Raw genomic sequence first — 17330 nt, forward strand, 5'->3', positions numbered from 1 at the left:
CGAATGTTACTTCACTTAGATTTTTAATAAAAATCTTAAAATTTAGTTTGTTGTCTCAACTAATGAGAACAACATCCTACACGTTTGGTTCGTCTTACTTTGTTCAGTTTTCAAAGGTCTACGTTGTCGTTCTTGACGACTTAATTAGAATAACATGTTTAGTTGACTTCGTCAACTACTTTTTTAAAAAGTTTTTTTAATTAAGTTTTAAAGGTTTTAAGCTCGTCTATTTATAACGACTTCGTTATGATATCACTTGATCCAATCGGTGTCAACAGCTTTTTAAAAATGTTAAACACGTTTTTTGTTTGTCTCAAGGACATGTATTAATATACCAAGTTTAGAATAAAAAGGCAAGTCTAAATCTATATTTTTTTAATAACTGAGATTTTATAAAAAAATAACGTAATCATAAAAATATGATTACGTTATTTTTTCTGACAATCCGGACAAATGCCATACAGTTCCATTCTATGTTTATTTATTTGAAAACCTGTTAATTGTTCAGCAGCAACCTCTACATCATCTAAGCCTGGATAGTATGTGTCTACTATTTTTCCACATTCTTCACAAATAGCATGGTAATGTTTCTGACTACTGAAATCAAATCGGCTAGATGAATCCCCATATGCCATCTCTTGAACAAATCCTATTTTTGTGAATAATCTCAAATTATTGTAAACCGTCGCCACACTCATACTCGGAAAACGTTTGGATAATGCTTTATATATATCATCTGCTGTCGGATGAGAGTGACTTTCAATTAAGTATTCTAAAATAGCATACCGCTGAGGAGTGATTCTGATATCTGACTGTTTCAATTGTGCAACTGCTGCTTCTACTTTCATTTCTGTCATAGCTTCCTCCTCCTTATATCTGTAGTTTATATTATTAATAATACTCTTAAAATAGTGATTTTTCAAGATAAGGGCTTGTATTCAAAATATAACCACTTAAATTTGAGAGTAAAATGAACTTTTTTAAACTTTTTGACTTCTTATCGCACAACTATCTACTCTTTCTTCATTATACTCCAATAGAAGTAACTCTATATCATCCAAAGCTTGCTCTTCATCGTAGCCATACACACTTTCACTCAAAACTTTTTGCAGGCGATACCCCATTGGTTTGATACCAAAATAGGTTAAGCCTCCAGAGAAAATACCTCCTGCTAAAGGTATTACTTTAGCTAACCCTTGGCTTAGTGCTTTTTTAGATGACTTCAACCCTAATAATTTTAAGGTTTTCTTTGCAACATGATGGACGACTGTTTGCTGAAAAACATGATTCGGTAATTTTTCAAGTACCGTTTTACTTAAGGTATTAGATAACATACGAGTAGCCGAAGCCGCAACATTGACGCCCATCATGACACCAAGATAAACTAACAACTGATCTTCTGCTTCCGTTATTTCCTTTGAATCCTTATACCAAATATCTTCTGACCCGTATATGTAAGACAATTCTTGTGCTAATTTTAACGTCGTAGCATATATTTGTACTGTATCTGCGGGCAATGTTCCTAAAATTGCAAAACCACCAGGTACCCCTGTAACAAATGACATCAGAGTTGCACTTTTTGTTGCTGCTTTTATTTTTTTTAATGCAATTTTATCTACTGTTTCTTGATTAAATATCTCAGTTGGGCCTTTTTCTAATAGTTCTGATTTTTGATCTGCACTTGAAACATAATCTGTGAAAGCTTCCAATAAAAAAGCTTCTCTAGAAACTTTTACTCCTGGTATTTTTAGTAACTGCCTCACGATAAATACAGAATTAGACTTAATTGCTTGTTTATTTTTCTTCATATATAACCTCCACTAGGTAACTCTTATCTCACAGTATACGCTACATATCACTATATAGATTCCGTCCTAAGACTGATTTATTGGCTCTGTTTCCTACCCTAAAATCATCTTTAACATTATATAGAAGATAATCGTCAATATTATTTAATCGTAAAGGAATTAAAGTAATTTAACTGCCACTTTTGTGTTTGAGTTGCTTGTTTATTCAAATCATGAGACCATTCAGGATAAACACGAATTGCCATCTTACCTTTGGAATTAGCTGTTGAATAAATTCCTTTTGTTTTTAACACTGACTGATCAAACAAAAATAGGCCTCTATTTTTCTCTTCCTCCACCTCTATCATGAGGTAGTCAGGAGACCTATCCAAGTCGTAGGGTTTATTTTTATTTTGTGAATCCTTTTCCCAAAATGCTACAAATAGTCCTACTTTTTTAGGTGTTACTTTCGCTAACCTGTACCGTGTTAAAACACCTGACAATTCAATAATCGCACCTGCATATTCTTCATTTTGTTTTTCGAACTTTACTATATCAATTGACTTATTCAATTCTTTCGAAAGTTTAGCTAATCTTTCTGTTATTTTATTCTGCATTCCCAACATCCTTTCTCCTCTTTTTACTTTTATTAAGAGTACACTTTCCATAGCCAATTAGCAATTCAACTAACTAACAACATTTTTCTCATGAAACGCACAGAAACTAACAAACCGGTCTATATCAATCCCCACCTAACAGTTAAAAGAAAGCGAATACAGTTTTTTTTGTATAATGTGTACATTTTTTAATAGGATTCTCATAAAAAATAAGTTATACTAATAAAGTCCCTATTTTTTTCATAAATAATTAATAAATAAAAATAGGGGATTCGAAATAAGAAAGGGTGTTTTTTATTGTCATTAGAAAGAGGATTAAGTAACCGTCATGTCCAGTTGATTTCTATCGGTGGCGCTATCGGAACAGGGTTGTTCTTAGCATCTGGTAAATCAATCGAACTAGCCGGACCTTCTATTTTATTAGTCTATTTAATAGTCGGAGGTTTCATCTTCCTGATTATGCGTGGTCTAGGAGAGTTATTATTATCAAATTTAAATTGTCATTCATTTGTTGACTTGGCTCATGAATATTTAGGTCGCCGAACCGCCTTTATAACCGGTTGGACATACTGGTTCTGTTGGATTAGTGTGGCGATGTCAGATTTAACTGCCATTGGGATTTACATGAGGTACTGGTTCCCGAACCTACCACAATGGATTCCAGCCTTTATCGTTTTAATCGCTTTAATGCTTTTAAACTTAACATCAGTTAAATTATTTGGTGAAATTGAGTTTTGGTTAGCTTTAATTAAGATTATCGCCATTGTCGCTTTAATCGGTGTTGGTCTTTATATGATTATTACACAACATGAAACAGAAGTTGGAAAAGCATCATTAACTAACCTTTATAAACATGGTGGCTTCTTCCCTAAAGGATTCACAGGATTTATATTAGCCTTCCAATTAGCAGTATTCTCATTCACTGGAGTTGAACTTGTTGGTTTAACTGCCGGCGAAACAAAAGATCCTGAAAAAGTTATTCCAAAAGCTATTAATAATATTCCAATCCGTATTTTATTATTCTATATTGGTTCTTTAGCAGTTATCATGAGTATCCAACCTTGGAACACGATTGATCCTACTAAGAGCCCATTCGTAACAGTATTCTCAACAATCGGTATCGTTGGTGCTGCAAGTATCATTAACTTTGTTGTTCTAAGTTCAGCTTTATCAGCATGTAATAGTGCGATTTTCAGTACAAGTCGTATGTTATATGGTTTAGCTGCTAACGACAATGCACCAAAACCTTTTGCTAAATTAACAAAACGTAAAAATCCATCATTATCATTATACTTCTCAACTATGGTTGTAGGAATTACAGTAGTACTTAACTACATCATGCCTGAAGGAGTATTCAGTTTAATTTCAGGGATTTCGACAGTTTGTTTCTTATTCATTTGGGCGATTATCTTAATCTGCCACATCAAATACATCAAATCAAATAAAGAGCGTGGGTCATTCAGAATGCCATTCGCACCATTTAGTAACTACTTAAGCTTAGCTTTCTTAGCACTAATTATTGTGATTTTAGCAATCTTACCAGACATGCGCTTCTCATTAATTATTAGTCCACTATGGTTCTTAGGACTATTCATCATGTATGAAATGAAATATAAAAATACATAACAAAAAGCAACTAACAGTGATGTTAGTTGCTTTTTCTTTTATATTTTATAATGACGACGTTACTGTCGCTTCTGTATCATTTAAGACTTCATCATCTAATTCCCCAATACGTCTACTTGTTACAACTCCAGCTAACATACTATCGTTTACGTTAACTGCTGTTCTTGCCATATCAATTAGTGGTTCAACAGATATAACTAGCCCAACAATAGCAACAGGTAAGCCTAAACTTCCTAGTACGATTAATGAAGCAAATGTGGCACCACCGCCAACACCAGCTACACCGAATGAACTAATGGTTACGACTGCAATGATAGTTAGAATATATATTGGACTGAAGACATCAATCCCTACTGTTGGTGCAACGATAGCCGCTAACATAGCGGGATAAACACCAGCACAGCCATTTTGACCAATTGAAATACCAAAGCTTCCCGCAAAGTTAGCGGTTGTTTCATCTACTCCTAATGCTTTACGTTGTGTTTCTATATTCATAGGTAACGCTCCTGCACTAGATCGAGAAGTAAAGGCGAAACTTAAAACTGGCATGACCTTTTTAAGATAAACAAACGGGTTAACTTTTACTCCAACTAATACTAGCATGTGCATAATAAAGACTAATCCTAACGCTACATATGAAGCCAGTACAAATTTCCCTAAATTTAAAAGTGCAGCAAAGTTACTTGTCGCTAATACTTTAGTCATTAACGCAACAATTCCGTATGGTGTTAAACGTAAGACTAATGTCACAATACGCATCACTATTTTATATAAACTTTGAATTAATTTAGCAAAAAATTCTGCTTCTTCTGGACTTTTACGTTTTACTCCTAAATAAGCCATTCCTACAAAAGTTGAGAAAATAACAACGGCAATCGTACTTGTAGCACGTGCCCCTGATAAATCTGCGAAAATATTCGTTGGAATAAATGACACAATTTGTTGTGGAACTGTTAAATCTTGCACCATTTCTTGGCGGCTTGCAAGATCTGCTATACGTGCTGTTTCAGCGGCCCCCTTAGTAAACTCTGCTCCCTGTAGATTAAATAAGAAAACAGACATAATCCCTATAAATGCTGATACTGCTGTGGTAATTAATAAAGTAGCTAATACAGTAAAGCTTATTTTCCCTAAATTCTTATTACTTTCTAGCTTAGTGAATGCCCCTACTATTGAAACAAAAATAAGTGGCATAATAAGCATTTGTAGAAGACTCACATAGCCATTTCCTACAATGTTAATCCAATCTATCGATTGTGTTGTAACGGCTGATTCACGGTGAAATAACAGTTGAATAATAACACCATAGACCACTCCTACTCCCAATGCGATAAAAACGCGATTAGAAAACTTCACATGTTTCTTTTGCATACGGTAAAACCCAAATAAAATTAAAACAAATAACGCTAAAATTACTACTGTATAAACGGTTGTCATTTTACTTCCTCCTTTAAGGTGTTCACCAAATGACAGGCGAACGAATCAATCATAAGAGTAAAGGTCTCAGTCCACTCATTTTTTCCGAATCAGTTGACCTAACAAGTGAGAATGTTTCTCATTTATTAGTGATTGAACCTATATTACTATACAAAAGTAAGCAAATCAACTATAACGACTTTTTAACAAAAAAAACATACCGCAATTGGTATGTTTATTTTATTAATCTAATAATAATGCCTGTCCCTAAAATTATTGCTGCAAGAGTCAAAATTAACGGTAAAGCATCTTTATATGTGAAATTTTGTTTTGTAATTGTTTTAATTGTAGATTGATTTTTAGCTTCGTTCTCACTTTGTGCTTTGGAGTTTTCTTCTTCAATTAAACGCCCTTTGACAATGTAACGATTTTCTGTTTCATTTGCTTGGTCACACGTAATCAACGTAATTACACCCTTATCATCCTTTGTCGTCTCAAGAACAGATAAATCAGTTTCTGGAATCATTCCAACTTCACTTACTTCATACTCATAATCTACACCCAGATACCGAATAGAAATAATATCTTTCCTCTTAACATCTAATAATGAACTAAATAACTTACCACTGTATCCTAAATGATGACCTAAAATCACAATATTATCAATAAGAGGATCACGATCAACATACATGCTAACTGCGCCAAATAATAAATTTTGATTCGTAATTCCAGCAAAAACAGGAATATTCATGTCTACACTAGCAATTGATAATTGACCTATGACACTTTCAGGAGCTGGTTTTTCTGTTTCCATGGCTTCTTTTACTGTTGGAGGATGGATTTCTTCAGTTTTTTTGATAACATTTGGTAATTCGTTGTTCACCACATATTCAAAATCCACCGTTTTATAATTAAGATAAGTTGATTTTAAAAATGGTAAACTGATCAATAATACACCACCATAAAATAACACTAAAGCGAAAAGAATGACTAACCATTTTAAATTTAATGGCTCTTTTTTCTTCTTGCCTTTTTTCTTTTTCTTTTTTTTCTTACCTTTTTTCTTCTTTTTACCTGATGTTTTTTTCTTTTTCTTAACAGGTTGAGGTTTATCTTCAGATTCTTTTGTATCCTGTTTAATCGATTCTGAAGTAGGCACTTCAATTTCTTCTTTAACTGACAGAACCGCTTCGTCAGAAGCGGCTTTGTCTTGTTTCTTATTTATTTGATTAGATTCATTGTTTTCTGGCATATTATTTTGCCTCTGTTTCTTCTTCTTCTTCATCATCTTCTTCGTCTTCATCTTCTTCATTTCGACGTTTTAAGAAGAAAATAAGCAATCCTAGTAGAGCTAATAAGATAGCTCCACCTAATACATACCATAACGGATTAGTCTTTTTAATACTTACATCAGAATTATTTAATTGATCCGCTTCATCAGCTGAAATATCAAAATCTTTTGTCATTTCCCATTGGTAACGGTAAGTTTCACCTTTGTCATCTTTAAATTTACCATCTTCATGTTTCCCACCTAAAGCAAGAATATGCATAGTATATTTACCAGCTTTTAATTCTTGACCTTCTAATGGAGTAGGGAAATCAAAGTTTGAGTTAGGAGCAACTTGCATTCCTTCTTTAGTTGTTTCATATAATGCAGCATCTTTACCACGTTTTGTAATTTTTGTATTTAATTTAAGCTGATTGATAAATGCTGGTTTGTCATTTTGTAGATTTGCATTAATAACATTACGTGCATTAACTTGCCCTGGAAAAGCTTTTGTTAAGTTTAAGTTAGGTTTTACTTTATCTTCATTTTGGCGAGAAACAATCGCAACCATGTATGAAAATTCATTCTTGATAGATAAGCCGCCTGCATCTTTGTTCTTCTTTTCTTTCTCTTTGCTTACTTCTTTAAATGTAATACCACCTACCATAGAACCTGGCATATCTTTATCTGGTGAAGATAGTTCAATCTTTAAAACTTCTTTACTTTTTTTAGGTAATTTAACCTTTTCAGGCGCTTTTGCATAATCTTTTAAGTTGTAAGTCAGACTTTTATCTGGTTTAAGACCATTAGCACCGTACTCAACTACACCATTAATATTAGTTGTAGCACTATTGATTGTAGTAGATACTTCCACTTCTTTATCTGTATCATTTCTAAGCTCTACTTCTAATGTTTGTTTTTCACCTTTTTTTAGAAGTAAGTCAAAATATGATTTCTCTTTATCGACTTGATTCTTTGGAATTTTTGGTGTCACAGCAAAATTAAACTCTGAAGCTTGAGAGGCCCCTCCAAAACTAAATACCGTCACTGCTAGCATACTTAATGTAGCTAAAAATCCTATTGCTTTTTTATTCATTCATTCAATCTCCTTTTCTACCACAAAAAATCAATCGCTTTAGTTAGACTAAAGCAACTGATTTTAACATGATACATTATTTTTCTTGGTTAGCGATTTCTTCTGATAATTCCCAGTTGAAAACAGTTGTGTATTCTTGTGCATATTTAGTAGTACCACCTGGAACAAATAAATCAACACTTTCAGCGCCATTGTCTGTTTCTTCAGTTCCCCATTGCGCAAACTGAGTACCGGCACCAGTACCCTCTTTAGCCACCATAATTACTTCTTTTTTACCTGGTGCTAAAACAACTTCAGTTCTACCTTCAGCTGCTGCAGATTCTGAATGGCTATAGAAATTAGTGTTACCTAACGTTACAACACCACCCGTTAAAACTTTGTTTTTAGCTGTTTTAAATTGCTCTTCTTGAGTTACTGATAATGTCCAACCAGCTTCGGTTCCACGGCTATCTGTAATTTGAACGAAGTTAGGAACGCTTGTTTCAGGAGCTTTTCCGTCTTCAATAGGAGTCTTTGAAGCTAACTGTGAAGCAGCTTTGTAATGACGATCTCCTGATACGATTTCTTGTTTACCAAAATCAAAACTTGATGCGAAATCAATAGACAATGGTCCTTGTCCACCTGGTTGTGGTTTACCTTCTGGATCAGTTGGATCCCAAGGGAAAATAGGTTTACCTGGTTTTTCTGGCTCTGCTGGTGGTGTAACACTACCTTCACCTGTTGCAGGTTCAAATGTTACTTTACCTTTTGATGTTGTTTTTTGATCTTCTTCTGCTGCAAATGAAGCAGATGCTCCTAATACAGAAGCTACTAATACTGCAGTAGTTAACACTTTATATGATGTTTTCATTTTAATTATCTCTCCTTTTATTATAATAAGCAAGAGAAATGTCTGCTTAACACAACACTCTCTTGCAATAGGTCTACAAACTATGCTTCTGCGTTACCAGGTTGGTCTGATAAAATCCAAGTTAATTTAGTTGCATATTTAACAGCATCTTTAGAAGTAGAACCCGGAACATCAAGAGTTACCTCTTTTGTTACGTTAGCTTTCACTTCTTCACCTTTTTTGTTCATTTCAGTTACTTCTTCAACAGTACCCCAGTCGTTTGTCCATGTACCCGCACCAGCTTCATTAGCTGCTGACATTACAGGCGATTCAACTTTACTAGGATTTAATACGATTTCTTTTGCAGCTTCTGGTTTAGTTGCATTTGAATTACTTTGAACATTTGGTGCTTTTAATGTAATAACAGCATTTTTTAATTCACTGTTTAATGTTTTCTTTTCAGCCTTAAATTGACCTTCTTGTCTTACTGTTAATGTCCAACCAGCATTTGTTCCGCGGTTATCTGAAATTTGAACATAGTTAGGGCGAACTTTTGTCACTTTACCATCTTTATCATAGAAGTTTTGTGCGCGCGCAAAGTACGTTTCGTCTTCATTGGTAATTTTATTTTCACCAAAGTTTAAGTTAGACGCGAAATCGATTGATAACGGCCCTTTAGTACCTGGTTCTGGTTTATTTTCTGGGTCTTTAGGATCCCAAGGTGTTTCTGGGTTTTCTGGATCTGGTTTACCATTTGGATCTTCTGGATCTTTAGGATCTGTGATTGATGAACTTGGGAAGAATTCAACTAAACCGTTACTTGTTTTTTCTCCACCTTTTTCTCCATTTGATACGTCAGCAAATGCTGTAATTGATGCAGTTGATAATAATGTCATAACTGTTGCGAATTGTACAAATTTTTTCATTATATAGTTCCTCCAATTGATTATAATTCTCGATTTATTAAACTTCAGTATTTAATGGTCCGTTAGCTAAGTTCCACTCTAATGATGTTGAGTAATCTTTTGCATATTTAACAGTTTTACCCGGTACAAATAACTCTACAGATTTAGAAGCTGTCTCTTCAGCTTTTGATGTCCCAAATTTAACTTGGAATTGACCCATTCCTTTTTCTTTATCAGCAGTCATTAAAGGTGTTGCTACTGGTGTTTCACCAACAGTAATTTTAATGTCTCCTTCTTTTGCAAGAGCTGGAGCTTGTTTTTCATCATCAACTGATGACATAATTGTTGAATTATGTAATGTAATTTGAGCACCATTTAAAACTTTGTTATCTTCAGTTTCTAATTGACCTTTTTGAGTAACAGTTAAGTTCCATCCAGCGCCTGAACCACGTTTATCAGTAACTTGGGCAAAGTTAGGAGCTTCTACTAAAGGCGCATCTGGTTTTGGTTCAGTTTCGCCATCTTCAATTTCTCTTACTTGTTGAACTGCTGCAAAATACGACTCATCTTTAGTTGAGATTGCATTTGTTTTAAAGTCGAAGTTTGAAACGAAATCTAATGATAACGGTCCACCATTCCCAGTATTTCCACCTGGTTTAGATGGTGTGCCTGGTTTTCCTTCTTCACCTGGTACTTCTGGTTCACCTTCAGTACCACCCTCAGGTTTAATAATTTGACCTGGCTCATCAGGATGGGTTGGAGGGTTAATTTCTCCGTTACCTTCAGGATCTGTACCACCAGCTTTAAAACTAACTTTCGCTTTAGTCGTTGATGAATCTGAATCTTCTGCAGCAAATGCTGGAGCAGCTAACACTGAGCTTAATAGTAATGCTGTTGTTGCTAATTTAAATGTGTTTTTCATAATAAAATCTCCCTTTTATATTGATTTTTATATTAATTGAAGATTATTCTTCAATATTCGGTTTAGCACTTTCTAAATTCCACTCTAATGCTGTTGTATATGCAACATCAGCATATTTCACAATGTTTCCTGGTACTTCTAATTGTACAGATGATTCAGCTGACCCATCTGTCGTTTTACCGAAGTATAATGAATAACGTCCCATACCTTTTTTTTCAGTCGCAGTCATTAATGGCAGTTTTTGATCCGGTACTAATGTTCCTTGACCACTAATTTCTTCTGCACCTTCAGCAGGCGTTTCTTTTAAATCCATACTTGGGAAAGTTTCTTCGCCTAAATTAGATGTGATGTTCCCATTTTTCAAGTGGATACGTGCACCATCTAATATATTTTTTTCAGAGGTGAATTCACCTTTTTGAGTAACTGATAAAGACCATCCTTCACCTGTTCCACGCTTATCTGTCAATTGGACAAAGTTAGCTAACGGCTTTTTTGTTTTCTTATCATTTGTTAGTTTAGCATCATAAAATTTATCAACCATTGATACTTTATTAATGTCAAAATCAAAATTTGATACCCAGTTAATTTGTAAAGGACCAGCAGTACCTTGTTCTCCACCAGGTTCTTCACCTGGCTCTACAACTTCTCCTTCAGGATCTGTTTCTGGATTAACCGGAGGTTCAACTTCATTATTATCTTCGTTCGTGAATTGAACTTTACCTTCTGTAGTTGCTTTACTTGTTTCACCTGCTGCAAAGCTTGTTGCTGCTCCTAATACTGATGTTGAGATTAAGACTACTGTCATTAGTTTCATTGTATTTTTCATTAGTGTAACTCCCCTTATATTCTATTTATATTATTCTTGATTCCCTGGAGCAGCACCTAATGTCCACTCTAAACCTGTTTGATATGCTCCAACATATTGGTTAATATTTCCTGGAATTGTTAAAGTTACAGCATCTGCTGCAGTATCATTAGTTGTATCACCAAACGTTAATTCGTTTAAGCCCATTCCTTTACCCTTTTCAGCTTCCATTAATGGTAAAGCTGGACCTGTTGTTGCAGCAGGATTCTCAGCATCTTCGCCAGCTGCTTTACCAGCAGTTAATTCAGCCGCTCCATTACCGTCACCCAAGGTCATAGTCGGTTTTGAATTTTCGTCATTTTTAGATTTGATTTCACCATTTTTAAACGAAATTTTTGCTCCTTTTAACACTTTATCTGCATCAGTACCAATTTGGAATTGACCAACTTGGGCTACTGATAAAGACCATCCTTCACCTGAACCACGCATATCTTTTACTTCAACAAAGTTAGCAGTTTCTTTTTTCTCACCTTGTTTGGTTTTTTGTAACCAAGCGTTGTATGTTTCTTCTTTTTGTGACACTTTTTGTTGACCGAAGTTTAAGTTTGGTGCGAAGTTTACCGCTAATAACCCCTTAGCTGATTCTCCACCAGGTGTACCTGGCTCCCCTGGTTTTTCTGGTTCTTTAGGATCAGTCTCAATTTCTTCACCTGGGTCTACCTCTGGATCGACCGGATCAATAGGTAGATCTTTACCTTCGTTATCCAAAGTTAATTTACCTGTTGTTTTAGCATCTTGTTGCTGTGTTTCCTCTGCTGATGCTAATGTCGCTGTCCCTAACATAGTTCCAAATAACATAAGCGCTGCTGTTGCTTTAAATGTGTTTTTCATTATAATTTCTCCTTTTAGTTTGATTGTTTAAATTTATTTCTTCCAATTAGTAAACCACTGCCTACTAATGATAAAAGACCTATTAATGTGATAATGCCATAATCTTTATTTCCTGCCTTAGGAATAATCTTGTCACTACTGTTTCCAGAATAACTACTTCCTGAAGAACTACCTGACCCTCTTGATGGGACTCGTTCTGACGGAGAGTAATTCGAATGGTTTGACCCGCCAGACCCACTCCAACCAGAACTTCCACTGCCAGAAGATGGTCCACGAGGTGGTCTTTTCACAACCTCATCCTCATCTTCCTTATCTTTTTCAATCGGCTTCTCATCTTCCTTTGGAACATATTTACCATAGAAACTTGTTGTAGCATTCGAATGGTAATTGCCATCCTCTTCCTCAGCAAAACTTATGGGGTAAAAAACTATCGTTAAAATTAAGAGAGCAACTGCTAACATGAATTTTTTCACTTTAATCAACCTCCCTGTTCTCAGGCCCCTCAGTTAACGTCCAAACGAAAGTACCTTTGTAATCCGCTTTAAACTGTTTACTTACAGGAATTGTTAATTCAAATCCTTGACCACCTTTTTTCCATTCTTTAGAAAAAATAGTTTCTTCAGGTGAGTCAATTGTTCCAAATTCAATAATTTGAGGACTATTATTCAATTTAATCGCCTTATTTTGACTAGTTGTATATTTAAACCCATCCGTTAGGTTAATACCATTAGTTGTAAATGAACCCTCTTCCACAGATAACTTCAAGTCCCAAGACGTTCTATTTCTACCACGAGTATCAGATACCATCAGATGTCCTGTCGCATTCGGCGTTAGAACCAAATCATTCGTCGAAATTTGAGTTTTATCAAAATCTAATGAGTCTGGAACTTCCATCGTTAATTCTCCACCAAGTAATTTCACTTTAGTACCTGGGGTAAATTTACGGTCATGATATTTAAAGTCTTGATCCAGAGGCATTTCATCCCCTTCTTGGTCATTTGTTTTAGGTGGTAATACAACTTTAGCCGGTGTACGCCCATCTTTATTTTTACCTGAAATTATCATGTAGCCATCTTCTTCTAGCCCTTCAACCATCGGTGCTTCAAATGGATAAAAACCATCTTCGTCAGGTTCTGTTGCTGTTTCTACTTTTGATGGTTTTCCTTTTGGTGTTGTACCATCTTTATCGTAACCATATAGCGTAACTGTTCCCGGTTCACTTAGTGCCCCTTTAACTGATTTAGCCATCGCAGAGATTAAGCTTTCTTCAGGCTTACCATCCGGTACTTTATCTACTTTGATTTTTTCTGGTGGTGTCACATCTACAACTGTTTCTTGTTGGTCAGTGATAACTTGTATCTCTTTCGGTTTTGACCCTGTACCATGACGTCCTCTTAAGAATTTAATTGATTGACCTTCTTCAAGAAATTCTTGACCATCAGGTAATTTAAATTCAAGAACACCTCCAAGGAACGGATCATCATAAATGTTTTTTTCATCATTAATAACTGTTCCTTCAAGTTCTTGTTTAGTTCCATCAGGATTTGATAATTCAACAACAGCATTAATTTCATTTTCATAAGCTGGACGCGATTCTTCACCTTTTGCTTCTGGAACTGTAGCTCTACCGTAAACATAGCCATCTGCATTAGTCGGTACTCTCAGACTTGTTAATTCACCAATTTGGTTGTTAGCAGTCATACGTGAGTAAGCCTTCATTCCAGCCTTATCTGCTTGAACATCTTTTACAAACTCACTATTTGGACTTATTAAAGTATTATAATCTGCACCTTTTGCTTCAAAATCTAAATTTTCGTAAGAATGCGTTGGGGATTTAGATAAATCGGACCCTTTTTTCCATATTGCAAAATCTGAGTTATTACTTTTCAGGACTCCACCATTTGCAGCATTAATCGCGGGTCCAGCACCTAGATTTCTAAAATCAAAGTATTTCAATCCCGACATACTAAAGTTTAAACTCTTAGCTTGCACTCCTCCATTTGCTGAATTACCACGCATTGTGTAGAAAGTACCTTTATCAGCTACAACCTCTCCTGTACCCTTAAAGAAAATCGCACTATTCTTATTGGCATTAATATTTACTGACGAATCTTCATCTTTTAAATAAAAACCATTTTTCCCTCCTGATGGGTACTGAATCCCTTGGCCTGTCCCCTTAACATCAATCTCAAAATCAGCTCCACCCGAAACACTCACATCATTCTCATCAGAAAACATTCTTATAGCGGGTCCCGAACCCTTAGCTTTAGTAATTCTCATTTTAGACCCATTTTTAATATTAAATTTATTAGCACCTTCCAAGATAAATCTTAAAGTTGCTGAATTTGTCCCTGTACCATCTTCCGATGCTAAATCAAGTGTTGCATGATTATCTAAATTAAATACACCACCGTCTGAACGCATACCTAATGCTGTATTATATGTTGTATGAATAACAACATTAGCATAATCTGTCACATTAACTTGGGCCTTAGTCCCTCTAATAAAAATTAACCCTGTATTAGTTGTACTATTCCCTGTATTAGCCCCATATATTTCTAATGATGTACCCTTGCCTTTAATATTGATAGTCGGGTCTCCATTTTCAAAGTTTATAACTGGATTCTTTACTTCTTTACCTTGCAATATAATTTGGGATTTATCTTTAATTTCAAACAAACTTTTTTTTCCGGGTTCTGCTTCATAAAACTGAAGTATTTCACCTTCTACCTTAGATTCCTGTGAAATAAAGCTATTAGCCTTCATGAAAAATTCATTTGGTGTGTTTAAAGCTATCTCAGAATTAACTAATTTAAAGCTCTCAGATGAGTGAATAGCAAAATTTCTGTCTCTCGCAGATGGCTCTTCTTGTGTTGTTATTTTAGATTCAATCATTTCAATATTAGGAGACTCAAGTATTTTACTCCCCATATAAAAATGTAATTCCGAGTTTTTTATTACAATGTTCCCTGCACGAATAGCATAATTGTCACTTCGTCCATCTGGACCTGCAGACATTTTTGCTACCTCGGTATTTAAAAAATTCAAGTTACCTTTAATAGACAGAATTGACGAATCTCTAATCGACGAATCGAAAATATTTTTTTTACCTACAACATTGATATCTGTTAAGGTTGAGCTCGCTGATTGAGTAATGAAGGTACTTTTCACCTTACTTTTTACAGCAAAATTATCTAGTGTAATCTCAGGTACATCTTCTACTACAATTCTTCCATCAGCATTAACTTGTGTAACTACATTTCCATTACCATTTATAGTCAATGGAACACCCGTGTTAGCTGTAATCGTAGATCTTCTCCCACCTGAATCAAAAGTATCTGTTAGTGTTATTATAGAAGTACCTTTCGTTTCAAGCGCTGTTTTTAATTCTCCCCAATTAGAGACGTTAACCTCACCTGCACGGTTTATCGCAACTTTCGCTTTCTTTTCTTCTGTCTCTTTTGTTTTTTCTTCTTTTTCTGTTTCTTTAGTGTCACTCTCTTCTTGTTCTTCAGATGTTGTTTTTACTACTTCATCATCTTCTTCATTTTCAACAACAGACGTGCGTTTCGTTTCTTCTTTAACCTCAGAAACCTCAGATTTTTTTTCAATCTTTTCTAATAGTTCGGTAACATCGGTTGTTCCTTTTAATTTTTCAATTTTCGGTTGCTCTTGATCACTCTGAGTTTTTTCTTGCTTAGTCGACTCAGTAGTATCAATCGCTGACGCTACAGGTGTCGCCAACTGCGAACCTAAAACCGCTACCGCCACTAATGACGTCAATCTTTTATGTTTTTTCACCCTACAAACCTCCTACTCTAATCCTTAGTTATCTCCGTATAACTAGTACATTCATTAAATTTATCCTATTTTTAAAAAATAAAAACAAAATAATATAATGCCTCTTCTTGTTCAATTATATATAAAAACAACTTTTTCGTCAATTTAATATCTATAAAACAAACTAAAAAATTGTTTTTTTTGTATTTAATAAACAAGAACCATTGACAAACCCTTTAATATCAACAAAACCCAATTATAAAATTTATTATTTAAAATAGGTTATTTTAATTAGATTTTTTTAATAAAAGTACATTAACATGTGTTTTAGTGTTTTTAAAAGACATTAAACCTATGTTTTTTGAACGAAAATCATATTTTTTCGTATAATAAAAATCTTTTTAAGGTTTTATTTGTTTTTTTATTGCTTTATCTATCAATTTTAGTAGAAATTAGACTTTTTTTAACAACAAAAATCTGTTCATTACGTTCATTATCAATTAAAGAAATAAAGACTATTCTAATTGAGAAAACGGTTTATTTTACTTTACAAATTTTCACAAAGATTCTATTATGTAGTCACACAAGTTGGTTTGGAGGGAAAATGATGAAAGTAAGTATATTTACAAGTTGTGTTGTTGATTTATTATTTCCAAATGTGGCTATAGCCATGGTAGAAGTTTTAGAACGTTTTGGTGTGGAGACTGATGTCCCAGAGAAACAAATCTGTTGTGGCCAACCTACTCTTAATAGTGGCTACAAAAAAGATTCTCAAAAAACATTAGTAAACCAATTAGAGTCATTTAAAGACTCTGATTACGTAGTAGGCGCTGCAGGGAGCTGTGTTGCCATGCTTAAAGAGTATGAGCACTTATTTGAAGATGATCCTAAGTATGCGGCAATGGCTAAAGAGTTAAATGAAAAAACATATGAATTTACTCAATTCTTAAATAAGGTATTGGGATTAACAGATGTCGGTGCGACACTCGATGCTCGCGCGACGTATCACCGTTCATGTCATATGACTCGTTTACTTAAAGAAAAGCAAACACCTTTTACAATGCTAGATCATGTTAACAAACTTGAGATGATTCCATTAGGACACTTAGAGAATTGTTGCGGATTTGGTGGGACATTCTCAGTGAAAGAACCACTAATTTCAGAACAAATGGTTTGTGAAAAAATGAATGACGTTATCGATACAGGTGCCGAAGTACTAATCAGTGCTGATATGGGCTGTCTAATGAATATCGGTGGTAAATTCAACCGCGAAGGAAAAGAAATCAAAATCATGCATATCGCTGAAGTGTTAAACAGCAATATCGATGAGACTCGTGTTGAAGAAATTAAAGCGGGCATGACTGTAACTAACTAATATCTACTTTATAT

15 protein-coding genes are annotated in these 17330 nt (G+C 34.6%); 2 read left to right on the forward strand and 13 right to left on the reverse strand.

Translation table 11 applies throughout. The annotated features are described in order from the left end of the window. Window positions 1-428: 428 nt before the first annotated feature. From CBF31_RS04410 to CBF31_RS04420, 3 genes are all read right to left on the reverse strand, one after another. Window positions 429-857 (reverse strand): Fur family transcriptional regulator, encoded by a 429-nt coding sequence (locus CBF31_RS04410; RefSeq protein ID WP_126831184.1) that lies wholly within the window; start codon window positions 855-857, stop codon window positions 429-431. A 123-nt stretch (window positions 858-980) separates the two neighbouring features. Continuing rightward, window positions 981-1808, reverse strand: a complete 828-nt coding sequence (locus CBF31_RS04415) for a bacteriochlorophyll 4-vinyl reductase (protein ID WP_126831185.1) — start codon at window positions 1806-1808, stop codon at window positions 981-983. A gap of 140 nt (window positions 1809-1948) precedes the next feature. Then, window positions 1949-2404 carry a MepB family protein gene (locus tag CBF31_RS04420; protein ID WP_126831903.1) on the reverse strand — a complete coding sequence of 152 codons (456 nt, stop codon included), beginning with the start codon at window positions 2402-2404 and terminating at the stop codon, window positions 1949-1951. A gap of 297 nt (window positions 2405-2701) precedes the next feature. Here CBF31_RS04420 and CBF31_RS04425 point away from each other — a divergent pair, with 297 nt between their 5' ends. Beyond that, the gene (locus tag CBF31_RS04425; RefSeq protein WP_126831186.1) at window positions 2702-4030 is read left to right on the forward strand and encodes an amino acid permease; all 1329 of its coding nucleotides are present in this window, start codon (window positions 2702-2704) and stop codon (window positions 4028-4030) included. A gap of 45 nt (window positions 4031-4075) precedes the next feature. On the opposite strand, the gene CBF31_RS04430 is transcribed toward CBF31_RS04425, so the two are convergent. From CBF31_RS04430 to CBF31_RS04475, 10 genes are all read right to left on the reverse strand, one after another. Continuing rightward, complete coding sequence (locus CBF31_RS04430) at window positions 4076-5467, reverse strand: L-cystine transporter (RefSeq protein WP_126831187.1); 1392 nt, start codon at window positions 5465-5467, stop codon at window positions 4076-4078. A gap of 214 nt (window positions 5468-5681) precedes the next feature. Continuing rightward, entirely contained in the window at window positions 5682-6698 is a 1017-nt protein-coding gene (locus tag CBF31_RS04435; protein WP_170167879.1) for a class A sortase, read from the reverse strand. Window position 6699: 1 nt separating this feature from the next. Continuing rightward, entirely contained in the window at window positions 6700-7809 is a 1110-nt protein-coding gene (locus CBF31_RS04440; protein WP_126831189.1) for a WxLIP family cell surface protein, read from the reverse strand. Between the two features lie 76 nt (window positions 7810-7885). Continuing rightward, window positions 7886-8659, reverse strand: a complete 774-nt coding sequence (locus tag CBF31_RS04445) for a WxL domain-containing protein (RefSeq protein WP_126831190.1) — start codon at window positions 8657-8659, stop codon at window positions 7886-7888. Window positions 8660-8739: 80 nt separating this feature from the next. Beyond that, window positions 8740-9564, reverse strand: coding sequence for a WxL domain-containing protein (locus tag CBF31_RS04450; RefSeq protein WP_126831191.1), 825 nt, complete (start codon window positions 9562-9564; stop codon window positions 8740-8742). A 37-nt stretch (window positions 9565-9601) separates the two neighbouring features. Further along, on the reverse strand, window positions 9602-10465 hold the full coding sequence (locus CBF31_RS04455; protein WP_126831192.1) for a WxL domain-containing protein: 864 nt from the start codon (window positions 10463-10465) through the stop codon (window positions 9602-9604). 43 nt (window positions 10466-10508) lie between these two features. Further along, entirely contained in the window at window positions 10509-11291 is a 783-nt protein-coding gene (locus CBF31_RS04460; RefSeq protein WP_126831193.1) for a WxL domain-containing protein, read from the reverse strand. 30 nt (window positions 11292-11321) lie between these two features. Next, the gene (locus CBF31_RS04465; RefSeq protein ID WP_126831194.1) at window positions 11322-12161 is read right to left on the reverse strand and encodes a WxL domain-containing protein; all 840 of its coding nucleotides are present in this window, start codon (window positions 12159-12161) and stop codon (window positions 11322-11324) included. Window positions 12162-12175: 14 nt separating this feature from the next. Further along, entirely contained in the window at window positions 12176-12634 is a 459-nt protein-coding gene (locus tag CBF31_RS04470; protein WP_126831195.1) for an EF2685/EF0750 family sortase-dependent surface protein, read from the reverse strand. 1 nt (window position 12635) lies between these two features. Then, window positions 12636-15962: a WxL domain-containing protein gene (locus CBF31_RS04475; RefSeq protein ID WP_126831196.1), complete on the reverse strand. Its 3327-nt coding sequence runs from the start codon at window positions 15960-15962 to the stop codon at window positions 12636-12638. A 586-nt stretch (window positions 15963-16548) separates the two neighbouring features. On the opposite strand from CBF31_RS04475, the gene CBF31_RS04480 reads away from it, so the two are divergent. Continuing rightward, on the forward strand, window positions 16549-17316 hold the full coding sequence (locus CBF31_RS04480; protein WP_126831197.1) for a (Fe-S)-binding protein: 768 nt from the start codon (window positions 16549-16551) through the stop codon (window positions 17314-17316). The last annotated feature ends 14 nt before the right edge of the window (window positions 17317-17330 follow it).

The sequence above is a fragment of the Vagococcus fessus genome, assembly GCF_003987565.1.
GTDB classification, from domain to species: domain Bacteria; phylum Bacillota; class Bacilli; order Lactobacillales; family Vagococcaceae; genus Vagococcus_D; species Vagococcus_D fessus.

Coding starts and splice junctions, on each gene's coding strand:
- CBF31_RS04410 (WP_126831184.1), bottom strand. CDS start 857: ATGACAGAAATGAAAGTAGAAGCAGCAGTTGCACAATTGAAACAGTCA.
- CBF31_RS04415 (WP_126831185.1), bottom strand. CDS start 1,808: ATGAAGAAAAATAAACAAGCAATTAAGTCTAATTCTGTATTTATCGTG.
- CBF31_RS04420 (WP_126831903.1), bottom strand. CDS start 2,404: ATGCAGAATAAAATAACAGAAAGATTAGCTAAACTTTCGAAAGAATTG.
- CBF31_RS04430 (WP_126831187.1), bottom strand. CDS start 5,467: ATGACAACCGTTTATACAGTAGTAATTTTAGCGTTATTTGTTTTAATT.
- CBF31_RS04435 (WP_170167879.1), bottom strand. CDS start 6,698: ATGCCAGAAAACAATGAATCTAATCAAATAAATAAGAAACAAGACAAA.
- CBF31_RS04440 (WP_126831189.1), bottom strand. CDS start 7,809: ATGAATAAAAAAGCAATAGGATTTTTAGCTACATTAAGTATGCTAGCA.
- CBF31_RS04445 (WP_126831190.1), bottom strand. CDS start 8,659: ATGAAAACATCATATAAAGTGTTAACTACTGCAGTATTAGTAGCTTCT.
- CBF31_RS04450 (WP_126831191.1), bottom strand. CDS start 9,564: ATGAAAAAATTTGTACAATTCGCAACAGTTATGACATTATTATCAACT.
- CBF31_RS04455 (WP_126831192.1), bottom strand. CDS start 10,465: ATGAAAAACACATTTAAATTAGCAACAACAGCATTACTATTAAGCTCA.
- CBF31_RS04460 (WP_126831193.1), bottom strand. CDS start 11,291: ATGAAAAATACAATGAAACTAATGACAGTAGTCTTAATCTCAACATCA.
- CBF31_RS04465 (WP_126831194.1), bottom strand. CDS start 12,161: ATGAAAAACACATTTAAAGCAACAGCAGCGCTTATGTTATTTGGAACT.
- CBF31_RS04480 (WP_126831197.1), top strand. CDS start 16,549: ATGAAAGTAAGTATATTTACAAGTTGTGTTGTTGATTTATTATTTCCA.